Here is a 16052-nt window from a genome sequence, read left to right on the forward strand (position 1 = left end):
AATGTACAAAAGAATAAATTATATTGCAGCCATACTCGTTCTAGTTTGTGGTTTAAGTGCTCAGGCACAGGTTACCACTTCATCACCATATTCAAGATATGGGCTTGGAAATATAAAAGGATCTTTATTGCCCCAGTTTAGGGCAATGGGCGGAATTTCTACCGCTGTAAGCAAAGTTACCGGTTTCAATAATATCAATATGCAGAATCCGGCATCTTATGCTGGTATTTCGTTAACCACGATTGATATTGGTATGAGTGCAAGTGTAACCAACTTAACACGCAATAACTTAAGCGAATCAAGTTTCAATTCTACTTTTAGTCACCTGGCATTTGCAGCCCCGGTTACCAGAAGATCGGCATTGAGTTTTGGTATTTTACCATATTCAGATCTGGGTTATAATTACAGGAACACCGTGAAAGTTGATACCACAACCCTGAATCAACTTTATGAAGGAGAAGGTGGTTTATCAAAAGCTTATTTGGGCTATGGTTACCGTTTTGGCGACCATTTAAGGATTGGTGGTAACCTGGAATATATTTTCGGAAATCTTCAAACCAGCCGTGCTACTGAATTTAATAGCGCAAGTTCTTATAATGCAAAACTTCAGACCAAAAATAGTGTTGCGGGATTAAGCTACTCTTACGGTATTCAGTACGATTTTACATTGGGTAAGAAAACGATTGTTACCTTAGGTTACTCTGGAAGCACTTCAGGAAAAATAAATTCAACATTAACTTCCTATGCTACGCTATATACAAGAGATCAGGATGGGAATGAAAGTACTGCAGCAGATACATTAAATACAGTAAATAACGGTAAATCTAATCTTACTTTACCCTTAACGCACAATTTTGGGATCGCTATCCAGCAGAATGACAAGTGGTTAATTGGTGCCGATTTTAGGATGGGCAAATGGTCTGCAACAAGTATCAACAATGTTAACCAGGGTTTACAGGATAGCTGGGGTGCTTCGTTGGGAGGTCAATGGACACCAGATGCATTTTCTTACAACAGTTACCTGAAACGTATAGATTACCGCATTGGCGTTAATTATGATAAAACTTATATTAAGATCGGTAATCAGGATATCAAACAAATGGGGGCATCATTAGGTTTTGGTTTCCCGTTACCTACTGCTAATGGTGGTACTGCATTTTATAAAATTAATTTTACAACAGAACTCGGACAACGAGGAACAATAAACAATAACCTGGTTAAGGAACAATATATTAATTTCCATTTAGGTTTTACTTTGAATGATACCTGGTTCCGTAAGTACCGTGTTGATTAATGAAACTGAAAGCATTTTTATATGGTCTGTTTCTGGTGTTGCCTTTTTTTCTGGCTTCCTGTGGCGATGATGATCTAAAAAAAGCAAACTCAGTTTCGATAAATAAGACCATCCTATCTCGCGACCGCACTATAGGTGTGGATATTATCTACAGCGATTCTGCGAGGATCAAAGCTAAAGGTGTGGCCCCGATACTGGATAAGGTTACGCCCGCTAATGGGAGTGCCTATCAGGAGATGATTAAAGGGGTAAACATTGATTTCTATAATCCTAACGGAACCATTGATGGAAATCTGGTATGCGATTATGCCATCAGAAAAGATAATGAGCTCAAAACCGAATTCAGGAAGAACGTGGTGGTGAAAAGCAGTAAAGGTGATACCTTCTCCTCTCAGGAACTAATCTGGGATGAATCGAAGAAAATTTTCTATTCCAATCAGCGGGTGTATGTTAAGGGAGTAGACGGAAGCGTAGGAGAAGGGATAAATTTCAAGGCACCACAGGATTTTAGTACCTACGAAATGGATAGCGGAAACGGTGAATTGAATATGAAAGAAGGCGTAGCGCTTTAACTGATGTAAAATGGAAGATGTAAAATGGATCAGGTATTAAGAATCCTATTGAAATCTCTCAGCTTTGAAGTCAATTTTAACGGTAAATCTTTCATCTTCCATTTGCCATTTTACCTCTTCCATCCCCTTAATAATTAAGCGCTTGATAAATAAAATTTTGTGTTTTCTTTTTTAAGGCAAATTTGTATCTTGCGCCCTCTTAAAAAAGAACTAAATAAATTTATAATTACAATATGGGATTAATGACATTTTTGCGCAACCGTGCAGGCTATATTCTGGTCTTTGCAATCGGTTTTGCAATTGTTGCGTTTTTAGTAGGTGATGCAATTAACGTGGGTAAACCTTTTTGGTCGGCAAATCAAAAAGTTGTAGGGTCTATAGATGGTAACGACATCAATATCGATGAGTTCGGACCAAAGGTTGATCAGGGTGTAAACCAGATGAAACAACAATATGGTGGAAGTGCTAATGCACAAATGACCGCTATGGCTGTTGATCAGGCATGGAATGCAGAGCTGGCAAAAGTTTTGTTAACTAAAGAATATGATCGTTTAGGTTTAACGGTATCAGAAGATGAGTTGTTGGATTTATTACAAGGTCAGAATCCCAGCCCGTTGATTAAACAGTATTTTTCTAATCCTCAAACCGGGCAGTTAGACCGTGCAACCCTGATGAATTTTTTGAAATCGAAAGAACCTCAGGCTTTGCAACAATCTACCATGTTACAGGAGGAGATTAAAAACCAGGCGTTACAAACCAAATATTCTAATTTAATCCGTAACTCGGTTTATGTAACTTCATTAGAAGCTACAGATGAGTATAATAACCGTAACAAACTGGCTAACTTTAAATATGTAAGCTTAGATTATGCTTCAATTCCTGATAAGTCAGTTAAATTAACTGATGCTGATTATTCAGAATATTATGATCAGAACAAAGCGCGTTTCAATAATCCGCAGGAAACACGTGCTTTTGAGTATGTTACGTTCAGCATCAGCCCAAATAAAGCAGATTCATTGGCTATCAAAGCTCAGGTAGATAAAATTGCCGCTGATTTCCAGGTAGCTAAAAACGATTCACTTTTCGCCGCAATTAATTCAGACGTTAAAGTTCCATTCACTTATATCACAAAAGGTAAATTAGATCCGGCTGTTGATTCGGCAGTATTCGCTTTGCCTGCAGGCAGTTTTTATGGTCCGAAATTAAGCGGTAACTCGTACAAAATTGTGAAAGTGGTTGCTACCCGTATCTCTCCTGATTCGGTAAAAGCAAGCCACATTTTAATCGATCCGGCTAAAGTTGGTGGAGAAGATAAAGCGATCAAACTTGCTGACTCCTTAAAAGGATTAATTTTAAAGGGTGGTAATTTTGCTGAACTGGCTAAAAACTACAGTATAGATCCTTCTAAAGATAAAGGTGGTGAGTTGGGTACTTTTGCACGTGGCGTAATGGTTCCTGAATTTGAAAATGCTGCTTTTGATGGTAAAACAGGAGATATTAAAGTTGTAAAATCTCAGTTTGGTTACCATATTCTTAAAATTGAAAAACAGATCGGTTCATCTAAGGTAGCTAAATTGGCTTATGTAGAAAAAGCATTGGCAGCAAGTAGTAAAACCCAGGCAGCTGCTTATAAAGCGGCAAGCAGTTTCTTAACAGATGTAAAAGGTAATGATTTTAGTAAATTTGCAACCCAAAAAGGATTGAAAGTAGCTGTAGCTGATAAGGTAGCTGCAACACAAGGATTTGCTGCAGGTTTAGATAACCCACGTAAACTAATCCAGGATGCTTACGCGGCAGATAAAGGTGATGTTTTACCTGAAATTTATACCATGAGCAATGCTTACGTGGTAGCCCGCTTAACCAACATCAGCCCGAAAGGTATTTTATCATTAGCTGATGTGAAAAAAGAAATCGAACCGATGGTAATCAATGCGGTTAAAGCAAAACAATTGAAAGAAAAATTAGCTAGTGCAGGTAAAGGAAGTATCGATCAGATTGCGGCTAAAGTTGCCCGTCCGGTTAATCCAGTACAGAACGTAGTATTTGCCAATCCTGTAATTCCAGGTGTTGCACAAGAAAATGCATTGGTAGGTAGTGTATTTGGTTCACAACCAGGCAAATTATCTGCTCCTGTTCAAGGTGAGCGTGGTGTATATGTATTTACTGTTGATGGATTTACAAACCCTGCACCAATTGCAAATATGTTTAAACAAAAAGAAAGCATGTTGTTAAGTTTAGGTCAGCGTTCATTGGGATCAGCTTTCCAGGCTTTACAGGAAAATGCCAAGATAAAAGACAATCGTGTGAAATTCTATTAATTAGAAAATACGTAATTTTGTAACCGTTCCGATGATCAGTCGGGACGGTTTTTTTATTTAAGGCCATGGAAATTCAGGAAAACATCATAAATAAAGTTGCCAATAGCGGTTTAATTACTTTAAACCTCGAAGATTTTTATCCTAAAGGCGAAAGGGTAGTTTACGATATCGTAGATAATTTGTTTCACGGATTAATGCTGAGGGAAAAAGATTTCCGGGCATTTATAAAGGAGCACGATTGGGCGCAGTATCAGGATAAGAATGTGGCCATCACCTGCTCTGCAGATGCCATTGTACCTACATGGGCATATATGCTGCTGGCCAATAAGCTAAAGCCCTATTCGAATGAAGTAGTATTTGGAGACTTAAATACATTAGAAGCTGTTTTGTTTACCAAGGCATTAGCTAAAATCAATCCGCAGGATTATGCGAACGAACGTGTGGTAGTAAAAGGGTGTGGCGAAATTGATGTGCCGGTTGCTGCTTATGTAGAAGTTACCAATTTGCTTACCCCGGTAGTTAAAAGCATTATGTTTGGAGAGCCCTGCTCTACTGTTCCTGTATATAAAAGAAAAGATTAAATTTTGGATTGCTTTTTGTATATCTTCATACAGGAAAGAACTTATTCTGGTTTTAGGAAATGGTTTTCCCTGCAACACACACAAATGCATACAAAAGCAATGAAAAAAATATTTTTAACTGTTACGGCTGGATTATGCAGTCTCTTCACCATGGCTCAGGAACTGCCCGTGAAGAAAGAAGCTATATTTCAGGAAGGCGAAGTTTTGCAATATAAACTAAGGTATGGGTTTATCACAGCCGCAGAAGCGACTATTAAGGTGGCTAATTCTGATTTAAAGTTTGATAACAGGCCTACCTATAAACTTACCGTTGATGCGCAAACTTCGGGAACTTTTGATGTTTTTTATAAGATAAGGGATCATTACGATTCGTATATCGATAAAACCAGCCTTTTGCCGTACTTCTACCAGGAGAATATCCGTGAGGCCAGTTATAAACGCCAGGATAAAGCGCGTTTTACGCAAAGTGCTAAAAAAGTAGTTTCGAACAGGGGGACATTTAACACGCCAACCGATCAGACTTTTGATCTGGTTTCGGCTTATTACTTTGCCCGGAGCCTGGATATGAGCAAAATCAAAGTTGGCGATAAGTTTAAACTGAACTATTTTTTGGGCGATGAAATTTCGGCGCTTGAAGTAGAGTATGTAGGCAAAGAAACGGTTAAGAGTAAATTGGGTAATATCCGCTGTTTGAAATTTAGCCCGTCTATTAAGCCTGGGCGTATTTTTAAAAAGGATAGCCGGTTATACCTTTGGGTAACCGATGATGGAAATCGGGTGCCTGTAAAGGCACAGGTTGAAATATTGGTGGGAGCAGTTACGATGGAATTAAAATCGGCCAATGGGCTGAAATATGCTTTAGCAAAAGAATAATGATGATAGAAGTTGAACAGGTGCTGGTGCACGAAGATGTATTGAAGGAAAACTTTGTTTGTAATTTAAGCAAATGTAAAGGAATCTGCTGTGTGGAAGGTGATTCTGGCGCACCTTTGGATCATGATGAAAAGGCTGTTTTGGAAGAGATCTATCCCAAAATAAAACACTTGTTAAACGAAAAAGGCATTAGAGCGATTGAAGAACAAGGCGTTTATGTAGTTGATGAAGATGGTGATTTAACCACCCCTTGTGTTGATAAAAATAAAGAATGCGCTTATGTGCTTTTTGAAGGCGGCATTACCAAATGCGCTATCGAAAAAGCATACGAGCAAGGTATAGTAGACTGGCAAAAACCAATTTCCTGCCACCTCTACCCTATCCGGATAACCAAATATCCGGAATTTGAGGTCCTCAATTACGATCGCTGGCATATCTGCCATGATGCCTGCACTTTTGGCCGCGAACTTAAGGTTCCGGTATATAGCTTTTTAAAAGGACCGCTTATCCGTAAATACGGAGAAGAGTGGTATAAAGAACTGGAAAGTTCAGTAGCTGCGATGTAGGTTTTCTTCCTGTGTTTGTCAGTATGAGTTGAGTAATAGTAATTATTTGCTGGGCTTACGACGCTCTATCAGACTTTTGCTTTGCATCAATTTAAATACATATTTCATTGGATTTTTTACTATATCCTTCTTTTGAAACGGTATTCTCCTGTTAAACTAAAGTAATAAGAATCTCGAAACTAATTTTCAATTTATAGGTTTATAGTTTAACTTTGTATTTCTAACTGAATATTTATGAGCAATATCTCTGATCCTAAACCGGTGAAAAAGGGTAAAAGGATGGGCAATGAACATAATAAATTTGAAGCATCTTACACTCCTTTTTCAAAACACAAATTCGAAGGGTGGCCTATTTTGTGGATTTTAATTGCCATATTTTTTATTTCTGCAATTTTATGGTATACAGGAACTGCGCCCCACCTAATTAAGTGGATAGACAATAAATAAAGATGTATTTTAAAAATAATAGAGGCTAAATTCAGCAATATGAATCATTGCGTTTCTGTAAAAAAAAGTTCAATGCATTTAAGAGAAGGTTAATTTGAGAACTGATCTTGGAGTCGATCATTTATTAATTTTTTATTATACTCTTGGTCTATTAATGATTTCTATCCGTTTGTAATATCTGAATATGCGGTATAAAGAAATTTTAATGTTTTGATGTTCATTTTATTCTTTGCTCATTCAGGAGCGTAAAGATAATTAAGATGCATATCATCTGTTAAATATAAAAAATCAATAAGTGCGTTGCTATTTATTTTTTATATTAGAGAGGAGATTAGATGTTATGAATGCCAAAATTAGTTGTATTTCAGTTAAATCTAACTTACTTTAGCAGTTGAAAAACATATAATAACTGTGAAGAAAATCTTAATCACCGGTGGTGCGGGCTTTATAGGCTCTCATGTAGTCCGCCGTTTTGTAAATAACTATCCTCAGTATGAAATTGTCAATTTAGACAAACTTACCTATGCTGGTAACCTGGCTAATTTAACTGATATTGAGAATAAGCCCAACTATAGGTTTGTAAAACAAGATATTACGGATGCTAACGCAATGTTCGATCTGTTTAAAACAGAAGATTTTGATGCCGTGATTCACCTTGCAGCAGAAAGCCATGTAGATCGCTCAATCAGCGATCCAACAGCTTTCGTAATTACCAATGTAATCGGCACAGTGAATTTATTAAATGCTGCCCGCGAATACTGGAAAGGTGATTATGACAGAAAACGTTTTTACCATGTAAGTACCGATGAGGTATATGGTGCTTTAGGTGAAGAAGGCATGTTTACCGAAACTACTGCTTATGATCCACATAGCCCCTATTCAGCGTCAAAAGCCAGTTCAGATCATTTTGTAAGGGCATATCACGATACTTATGGTATGGATTGTGTGATTTCCAATTGCTCAAACAATTATGGTTCTCATCATTTTCCAGAGAAGCTGATTCCCTTGGCGATCAATAACATTAAAAATAATAAGGCTGTACCTGTTTATGGTAAAGGTGAAAATGTGCGCGATTGGTTATGGGTGGAAGATCATGCCAGGGCAATTGATGTAATTTTCCACAATTCGAAAACCGGTGATACTTACAATATTGGAGGACATAACGAGTGGAAAAATATCGATCTGATCAATTTGCTTTGTACGATTATGGATCAAAAACTTGGTCGCGAACCAGGAGAATCAGCTAAATTAATTACTTATGTTACCGATCGTGCCGGTCATGATTTGCGTTACGCCATCGATTCCAGTAAGCTGCAAAGTCAATTGGATTGGGTGCCAAGCTTACAGTTTGAAGAAGGTTTAGCCAAAACGGTTGATTGGTACCTGCAAAATGAAGATTGGTTAAACAATGTAACTTCGGGCAATTATCAATCCTACTACGAACAACAGTACAGCAACAAATAATGGAAATTGAACAAACAGGATTAAAAGACTGTCTGATTATTAAACCCAGGGTATTTGAAGATCCAAGAGGTTATTTTTTCGAAAGTTTTAATCAATATACCTTTGAAGAGAAAACAGGTTTATCTGGCAGGTTTGTTCAGGATAACCAATCTTATTCTTCCTATGGTGTAATCCGTGGCTTACATGCTCAAACAGGAGAGTTTGCACAGGCAAAACTGGTGCGTGTAACCAAAGGTGAAGTACTGGATGTTGCCGTTGATGTACGCCCGGGTTCACCGACTTATGGCAAACATATTGCCGTACGTTTAAGTGCCGAAAATAAATTACAGTTATACATTCCCAGAGGGTTTGTACATGGCTTTTCTGTTTTAAGTGAAACCGCAGAGTTTTTATATAAATGCGATAACTTTTTCAATAAAGCATCAGAAACAGGAGTAATTTATAATGACAAGGATTTGAATATCGATTGGTTAATCCCAGAAAAGGATCAGGCAATTTCGGATAAAGATCTACTTTTAAAACCATTTGCCGAACTCCAGCATATATGAGTAAGATATTAGTAATTGGCGCTGGCGGACAGCTGGGCCAGTGTTTAAAGGTTGTAGCTGAACGAAGAGGAATTACGGAAATTGTTTTTCCTGCGGAACAGGATGCCAACATTCTAAATGAAAGTGCTTTGAACGATCTTTTGGCGAAAGAGCAACCAGGTTTTGTAATCAATTGTGCCGCATATACTGCTGTTGATAAAGCAGAAGACGAGGTTGATCTTGCTAAAGCCATTAATGAAACTGGCGCTGCTTACCTGGCTTCGGCCTGTTTGGCAAACAGTGCTACTTTAATCCATGTTTCTACAGATTTCGTTTTCGAAGGAAATGAAGTAAAATTGCTAAAAGAAAATGACGAGGCTAAACCGATCAATGTTTACGGCTTAACGAAACTTGATGGAGAAAAAGCTGTTACTTCAATATTACCGACCCATTTTATTATCCGCACGAGCTGGTTATATTCTGAATATGCCAATAACTTTGTGAAAACCATGCTTAAACTTGGAGCTGAACGTGATGAACTAAATATCATCGCCGATCAGGTAGGCACACCAACTTATGCCATTGATCTCGCAAACACCATTTTTGAAGTGATTGCTTCTTCATCAACTGCTTATGGCATATACCACTACAGCAATGAGGGAGTAACTTCATGGTTCGATTTTGCGAAGGCTATATTTGATATTAGCGAAACTGTGGTTAAAGTTAATCCAATACCAGGTTCTGCCTATCCAACAAAGGCAACACGTCCGGCATTTTCGGTAATGGATAAAACTAAAATTAAAGAAACTTTTAATTTAGAAATCCCTTATTGGAGAGATAGTTTGGTGGACTGCATAAAACAAATTAATAAATAAAAGTAATATAGATGTTTAGATAGAGTTATTAATCTCAAATCTAGTGTCTAAAATCTCAAATCTAATATGAAAGGTATAATCTTAGCCGGCGGAAGCGGAACACGCTTACACCCTTTAACTTTAGCTTGCAGCAAACAAATGATGCCGGTTTACGATAAGCCGATGATCTATTATCCTTTATCTACTTTAATGTTGGCTGGGATAAAAGAAATCCTCATTATTTCTACCCCACACGATCTGCCAAATTTCGAGAAATTATTAGGTGACGGGGCTTCTTTAGGTTGCAAATTTAGTTATGCAGTCCAGGCAGAGCCAAATGGTTTAGCCCAGGCTTTTGTAATCGGCGAAGAATTTATCGGTAAAGATAAAGTTGCTTTAGTTTTAGGTGATAATATTTTTCATGGTGATGGTATGGCCAAATTATTACAAGCCAGTTCCGATCCGGATGGTGGAGTAGTATTTGCCTATCAGGTATCAGATCCTGAGCGTTATGGCGTGGTAGAATTTGATGCAGATAAGAAGGCCATTTCTATTGAAGAAAAGCCCCTGCAGCCAAAATCTGACTATGCAGTGCCAGGTTTGTATTTCTATGATAACGAAGTGGTAGAAATTGCAAAGAACATTAAGCCTTCTCCTCGAGGTGAATATGAAATTACTGATGTTAACCGCATTTATTTAGAACGGGGTAAGCTTAAAGTAGGTGTATTAAGCCGTGGTACAGCCTGGTTAGATACGGGTACATTTACCTCATTAATGCAGGCCGGGCAGTTTGTGCAGATTATTGAAGAAAGACAAGGCTTAAAAATCGGGTGTATTGAAGAAATTGCATATAGAATGGGCTTTATCAATGCAGAGCAACTTACTGCAATTGCTACACCTTTGGTTAAAAGCGGATATGGAAGTTACTTATTGAAGCAGATAAAATAACCATACTGCCACATTTATTTTTTGTAATTGTGTTAAAAGGCCTGTATTATACAGGCCTTTTAACTTATAGACATTCGTTTCATTATAACATGAGTTCGATTAATATTTTCCATTAAGAAATAACAGGCTTCTGCAAGGTCGTCCGCAAATAAGAATTCGCGGATTGGCGATCCTGAACCCAAACCACCACTTCTTTTTCGTTGTTTACTTTTTGAATGGCTAAATTTTCTTATAAAAATATGCCTGGTAAGTATTATTGGCCACAATGCCCCAACTTTAGCTACTGCTAAAATACATAATCAGGTTTTCTTTAAAGAAAAAGTCAGCAACTGCCTGTTGGTTGCGGAGATCAAGTTCTGCTGATGTTTTGGTTAGCAGGTTCTATAACCTTCTTTTTTAAGTTTACGGTAAATAGCCGAACCAACCATACCCCCAATGTCTTAAGATAAGAGTTTTTAACCACAGATGAGCACAGATAAACACGGATTTTCATATCTGTGCGCATCCTTCCTATCTGTGGTTAAATTATTATCTTGTGCCGTGGCTTAACTTAATGACATTGACCATACCCCTTGCCGTCAATGTTAATTTTGCCGCTCTTTTCCAATGTTATTATTTTTAATGCGTGCCAAATACAATAGGTTTCTAATACAGACAGAATATGCTGATTAAAAATAGTTTTAAATTCTCATCCACTCACTTGGTTATAGAATTTCAATATTGAAGGTCTAATAACGATTTTGTATATCTTTGCCACATCATTAGAAAGATATGGATCAAGATAAGCAGATTGCAGTTATTGGACTGGGTTATGTAGGATTGCCTCTTGCAATAGCATTTGCTAAGAAATATGCTGTAAAAGGTTTCGATATTAACGAAAGCCGTGTGGCAGCGTTACAACAACTTGAAGATGGCACCCACGAAGCTAACCTGACAGATTTAAATGCTGTTTTAAAGGGAAAAGTAAATTCAGGATTGTATCTGACTTCAAACCTTGCGGATATCAGCACTTGCAACATTTATATTGTAACTGTTCCTACCCCTATTGATCACCTTAAGCAACCTGACCTTAAACCTCTTTTAGAAGCGAGTAAAATGATCGGAATTGTACTAAAAAAAGGAGATGTTGTTATTTACGAATCTACGGTTTATCCCGGTTGTACAGAAGAAGACTGTGTGCCGGTATTAGAAAAAATATCCGGATTAAAATATAATGTTGATTTCTTTTGCGGTTATTCGCCCGAGCGGATCAATCCGGGCGATAAAGTAAATACCTTAACCAAAATTAAGAAGGTTACTTCTGGTTCTACACCTGAAATAGCGATTAAAATAGATCAACTTTACAACTCCATCATTACAGCTGGTACGCATCTTGCACCCAGTATTAAAGTTGCAGAGGCGTCAAAAGCTATCGAAAATGCACAACGTGATGTGAATATATCATTCGTAAACGAACTAGCCCTTATTTTCGATCGGATGGCAATTGATACAACTGATGTATTGGCTGCCGCTTCTACAAAATGGAATTTTCTCAATTATAAACCAGGTCTGGTAGGTGGACATTGCATAGGGGTAGATCCCTATTACCTGGCGCATAAATCAGAAGCATTGGGTTATAAACCAGAAGTTATTCTGTCAGGTCGCCGCGTAAACGACAATATGGGCATGTTTGTAGCAAATAAGGTAATTAAGATGCTGATTGCAAAAGACAAAATGATTAACGGCGCTAAAGTATTGATTTTAGGTTTTGCCTTTAAAGAAAACTGTCCGGATACCCGTAATACCAGGGTAATTGATATTTACAAAGAACTTAAATCCTTTAGCTTAGCTGTTGATGTTTACGACCCCTGGGCAAATGCTGCTGAGGTTAAGGCTGATTATGGTTTTGAACTCATACAGTTGAATAAATCTGAAATTTACGATGCCATAATCCTTGCCGTAGCACACCAGGAGTTTCTGGATTTGGATTATCTTCAATATAAAAATAATGGCACAGTAATTTTCGATACCAAATCTTTTATCAATCGCGATTTGGTTAATGCCAGATTATAATCTGAAAGATTGTTTACCTATCCAGATAATTAAACTGTGCTAATTCTTGTTGCTCAGGCTAAACTGAATGCCAGCAGATACAGGATTTAATAACGACTCTAGCTTTTTGTAGGTTGTTACATCTCTTGATGCTCCATTCAGTTGCGTAATGTCTTGTTTTTCATAAGAAAAGAAGAAATCAAGACTGCTTTCTGCAAAAATGGACAGTTGTGGCAAAACATTTAGCTTAAAGCCAATTACCGGACTTACAACTAAGCCACTTTTACTGGCATCGGTCGTTTTTCCGGTGTTATTCGCCATTATATTTTTTGATGCTAAGCTGCCGGTAAACCGATTGTAGCGGTAGCCTAAGTCGAAAGCAAAATATGGCTGTATTTTAGTATAGTTAAAGCTTTTCTCAAATCCGATCTTAAAGGAATAATCGGTAACCTTTCCACTAGCGATTTCGCACGTAGCACATGTATTATCAAATGTCAGATCATCGCGGTAATAGGTTCCAGCCAGGCGGTAGCTGATTTGGTTGTCGTTGAACTTAAACATTGCCCCATGTCCGAATACTTTAGCATAGTTCTGGGAATTTGTCTGATCCAATACTTTTGGCATCTGCATAATGGTAAATGCCCTGATACCGATGGTGTAATTGTAATCCGCACTGGTTTGAGCAAATGCAGTTAGCTGTAAAAATAAGATACTAAGGATAAATAGGGATTTTCTCATGCAAACTTTGGGATGATATATTTAAATGAAACTTTATAGCAAGAAATGGGCCTAATTTTGAAGATATTTAAAATATAACTTTAAATTAATCGTTTCGTTTGAGTAAATAAAATAGAGCGTGTGAAAAATGTGATTAAGCCTGACGTTGTGAAGATAGTGGTTTTTTTAAAAATAATTAGAGTATAAGTTAACTGCTTTTTTAGTAGTTTCTGCATCAGGAAAACGTAAATGTTGCCTATATTTAAAACTCTGAATAATTTTGAATAGTTTTGCATTCTCAATACGGCTATATTAAAGTTGATAAAAGCCTGCCAGTTGCACCCATGAAAAAAAGAATATATTTATTTTTAAGTTTTTTAACCCTTATTTTCCTTTGCCATTTATCGGCTTCCGCACAAAACTATACTAACGTTAAAGTAGATGATCTTTCTGACGCACAGATTAGACAGATGATCCAGCGTGCCGAATCTGTTGGCTATAGCGATGCACAATTAGAGCAAGCTGCTGCTGCGCAAGGGATGAAAGCCGAGGAAATTCAGAAATTACGCACCCGGGTAGAAAAAATCCGTAAAGAATCGGGTACCACTGATAACGGTCAAAGCAATACAGATATAAATAGCGATGGGGCAGTTCGGAAATACAATAATCCCGACAAAGATAAAAGTGATTCTCTTGTTAAGAAAAATACACCGAAAATTGATGTCCTGGAATCTTTAAAACCAAAAATTTTCGGTGCCGACCTGTTTAAAAACAGTAATATTACCTTCGAGCCTAACTTAAGGCTGGCCACGCCCCGCAGTTATATCATTGGCCCTGATGATGAATTGCTGATTGATATTAATGGCGATAACGAAGCTAATTATAAACTTAAAGTTAGCCCTGATGGTACTATCCGTTTACAATACGTAGGTATAGTTTCGGTGGGTGGATTGAGCATCGAGCAGGCTTCATCAAAAATTAGATCTGCATTATCTACAACCTATCCGGCGCTAAGATCGGGCAGATCTACAGTCGCCATTAATTTAGGGAATATCAGGAGTATTAAAGTAGTAATGACTGGTGAGGTTGTTAAAGCCGGCACCTATACTTTATCTTCTTTATCAACCGTGTATAATGCACTCAGTGCGTCTGGAGGGCCAAATGATAATGGTTCGTATCGTAAAATTCAGGTAATCAGAAATAATAAAATTATCAGTACTATTGATGTATACGACTTTGTAACCGGTGGCATCCAACGCGGAAATATCCGTTTACAAGATCAGGATGTGATCAATATCCCGGTTTATGAAAATAGGGTGGAGATGGTTGGCGAGATTAAACGCCCCGCACTGTTCGAAACCATTAAAGGCGAAAGTTTACAAAACGTAATCAATTTTGCTGGTGGTTTTAATAATCAGGCTTATACTGCTAAAATTAAGGTTTTTCAAAATACAGATAAAGAACGGAAATTAACGGATATTTCTGCGTCGGAATTTAGTACCTATGAACCCAAAAATGGCGATCGGTTTGTAGTTGAAGCCATTTTGGATCGCTTCGAAAACCGGGTAACTATAGCGGGGGCTGTTTTCAGACCAGGGCAATACGAACTGGATAAAGGATTAACCCTGAAAGGTTTGATCAATAAGTCTGATGGTTTAACTGAAGATGCTTTTTTAAATCGTGGATATATCAACCGCTTAAATATGGATAATACACCCGCATTGATTTCTTTTGATGTGGCTAAAATTATTGCCGGTACTGAGGCAGATATTCCATTGCAGCGTGAAGATAAAGTTACTATCTCATCGATATTCGATTTAAGAGATGAATATAAAATAAGTGTTCAGGGAGAAGTGAGAGCTGCGGGTACATTCGAATACGCAGAGGGGATGACACTTGAGTCGGTAATACAGATGGCCGGAGGATTTAAAGAAGGTGCAACACCAAACCGGATTGAAATTGCCAGACGTGTAAAAAATAGTGATGCTACATCTGTATCTGCCCGTGCTGCAGAGGTTTTTATTGTGAATGTAGATCAGGATTTGAAATTATTGGGAGATCCTTTTATCTTAAAACCCTTTGACATTGTTTCGGTAAGAAACTCTGAGGGATATACGGTACAAAAACAAGTGAAGATAGAAGGCGAAGTATTGTTTCCCGGTACTTATACACTAACCAGAAAAGATGAGCGCATTTCAGAGGTAATTAAAAGAGCTGGAGGTTTAACACCATCAGCCTATCCTGATGGTGCATCGCTGAAAAGACAGGGAGCAGAAAAAGTAAATCCTACGGATAAAAATGCGATTGACAATAAAGAAGAAGAAGACAGGAAATTCTTGAATTTAAAAAGAGCCCAGGAAGCAGGTGTAAAAGATACTTTAACCTCAAATGTTGAACAAAAATTAATTCAAAGCGATTTAGTTGGTATCAGTTTGGTTAAAATTTTAAAAGATAGCCTTTCGAGATATAATCTTATCGTAGAAGATGGTGATGTAATCCGGGTTCCCAGAACTTTGCAAACTGTTAAAGTAACCGGCGAAATCTTAAATCCAAATAGCATTGTTTATTTGCCTGGCAAAAGTTTAAGGCAATACATCAACGGTGCAGGTGGCTTTACTGCTAATGCAAGAAAGGGTGGAGTGTATGTTAAATATGCCAATGGTTCTGCCGCTGCTGTAAGTAAATTCCTGTTTTTTAATAATGATCCCAAAATTAAACCCGGTGCAGAGATTCTGGTTCCGAAGCGTGCCGATAGAGAGCGCTTGACTGCACAAAGCTGGATAGGAATTGGCACGGCTGTTGCTTCATTGGGAGCAATTATTGTAAGTTTGTTACGTTAATAAGTTACCACGTTTCCTGA

At 37.7% G+C, this 16052-nt stretch carries 14 protein-coding genes; 12 read left to right on the forward strand and 2 right to left on the reverse strand.

Features of this window, described 5'->3' with window-relative positions:
* Position 1 precedes the first annotated feature (1 nt).
* The 10 genes from BCL90_RS19265 (at position 2) to rfbA (ending at position 10444) form a co-directional block, all read left to right on the forward strand.
* Entirely contained in the window at positions 2-1294 is a 1293-nt protein-coding gene (locus BCL90_RS19265) for an OmpP1/FadL family transporter (protein ID WP_244094972.1), read from the forward strand.
* Positions 1294-1866 (forward strand): hypothetical protein, encoded by a 573-nt coding sequence (locus tag BCL90_RS19270; protein WP_121285987.1) that lies wholly within the window; start codon positions 1294-1296, stop codon positions 1864-1866. The genes BCL90_RS19265 and BCL90_RS19270 overlap by 1 nt, the downstream gene beginning before the upstream one ends.
* Positions 1867-2099: 233 nt before the next feature.
* Positions 2100-4184 carry a peptidylprolyl isomerase gene (locus tag BCL90_RS19275; protein ID WP_121285990.1) on the forward strand — a complete coding sequence of 695 codons (2085 nt, stop codon included), beginning with the start codon at positions 2100-2102 and terminating at the stop codon, positions 4182-4184.
* Between the two features lie 65 nt (positions 4185-4249).
* Positions 4250-4765, forward strand: coding sequence for a DUF2480 family protein (locus BCL90_RS19280; protein ID WP_121285993.1), 516 nt, complete (start codon positions 4250-4252; stop codon positions 4763-4765).
* Between the two features lie 99 nt (positions 4766-4864).
* Positions 4865-5638 (forward strand): DUF3108 domain-containing protein, encoded by a 774-nt coding sequence (locus BCL90_RS19285; protein WP_121286247.1) that lies wholly within the window; start codon positions 4865-4867, stop codon positions 5636-5638.
* Between the two features lie 2 nt (positions 5639-5640).
* The gene (locus tag BCL90_RS19290; RefSeq protein WP_121286249.1) at positions 5641-6204 is read left to right on the forward strand and encodes a DUF3109 family protein; all 564 of its coding nucleotides are present in this window, start codon (positions 5641-5643) and stop codon (positions 6202-6204) included.
* Positions 6205-7062: 858 nt separating this feature from the next.
* Entirely contained in the window at positions 7063-8115 is a 1053-nt protein-coding gene (gene rfbB / locus BCL90_RS19300; protein WP_121285999.1) for a dTDP-glucose 4,6-dehydratase, read from the forward strand.
* Positions 8115-8663, forward strand: coding sequence for a dTDP-4-dehydrorhamnose 3,5-epimerase (gene rfbC, locus BCL90_RS19305; RefSeq protein ID WP_121286002.1), 549 nt, complete (start codon positions 8115-8117; stop codon positions 8661-8663). The genes rfbB and rfbC overlap by 1 nt, the downstream gene beginning before the upstream one ends.
* On the forward strand, positions 8660-9517 hold the full coding sequence (gene rfbD, locus BCL90_RS19310) for a dTDP-4-dehydrorhamnose reductase (RefSeq protein ID WP_121286005.1): 858 nt from the start codon (positions 8660-8662) through the stop codon (positions 9515-9517). Before rfbC ends, rfbD begins: the two co-directional genes overlap by 4 nt.
* Before the next feature lie 66 nt (positions 9518-9583).
* Positions 9584-10444, forward strand: a complete 861-nt coding sequence (gene rfbA, locus BCL90_RS19315) for a glucose-1-phosphate thymidylyltransferase RfbA (protein WP_121286008.1) — start codon at positions 9584-9586, stop codon at positions 10442-10444.
* A 59-nt stretch (positions 10445-10503) separates the two neighbouring features.
* Here rfbA and BCL90_RS26275 read toward each other — a convergent pair whose 3' ends face one another.
* On the reverse strand, positions 10504-10710 hold the full coding sequence (locus tag BCL90_RS26275; RefSeq protein ID WP_166792081.1) for an NAD-dependent epimerase/dehydratase family protein: 207 nt from the start codon (positions 10708-10710) through the stop codon (positions 10504-10506).
* 505 nt (positions 10711-11215) lie between these two features.
* On the opposite strand from BCL90_RS26275, the gene BCL90_RS19325 reads away from it, so the two are divergent.
* Positions 11216-12496, forward strand: a complete 1281-nt coding sequence (locus BCL90_RS19325; RefSeq protein ID WP_121286014.1) for a nucleotide sugar dehydrogenase — start codon at positions 11216-11218, stop codon at positions 12494-12496.
* A 39-nt stretch (positions 12497-12535) separates the two neighbouring features.
* Here the strand turns inward: BCL90_RS19325 and BCL90_RS19330 are convergent, their stop codons facing one another.
* Positions 12536-13213 (reverse strand): type 1 glutamine amidotransferase family protein, encoded by a 678-nt coding sequence (locus tag BCL90_RS19330; RefSeq protein ID WP_121286016.1) that lies wholly within the window; start codon positions 13211-13213, stop codon positions 12536-12538.
* Positions 13214-13536: 323 nt separating this feature from the next.
* Between BCL90_RS19330 and BCL90_RS19335 the strand changes: the two genes are divergently transcribed.
* Entirely contained in the window at positions 13537-16032 is a 2496-nt protein-coding gene (locus BCL90_RS19335) for an SLBB domain-containing protein (protein ID WP_121286252.1), read from the forward strand.
* Positions 16033-16052: the final 20 nt, after the last annotated feature.

This window comes from Pedobacter alluvionis (assembly GCF_003664035.1).
Lineage (GTDB): Bacteria > Bacteroidota > Bacteroidia > Sphingobacteriales > Sphingobacteriaceae > Pedobacter > Pedobacter alluvionis.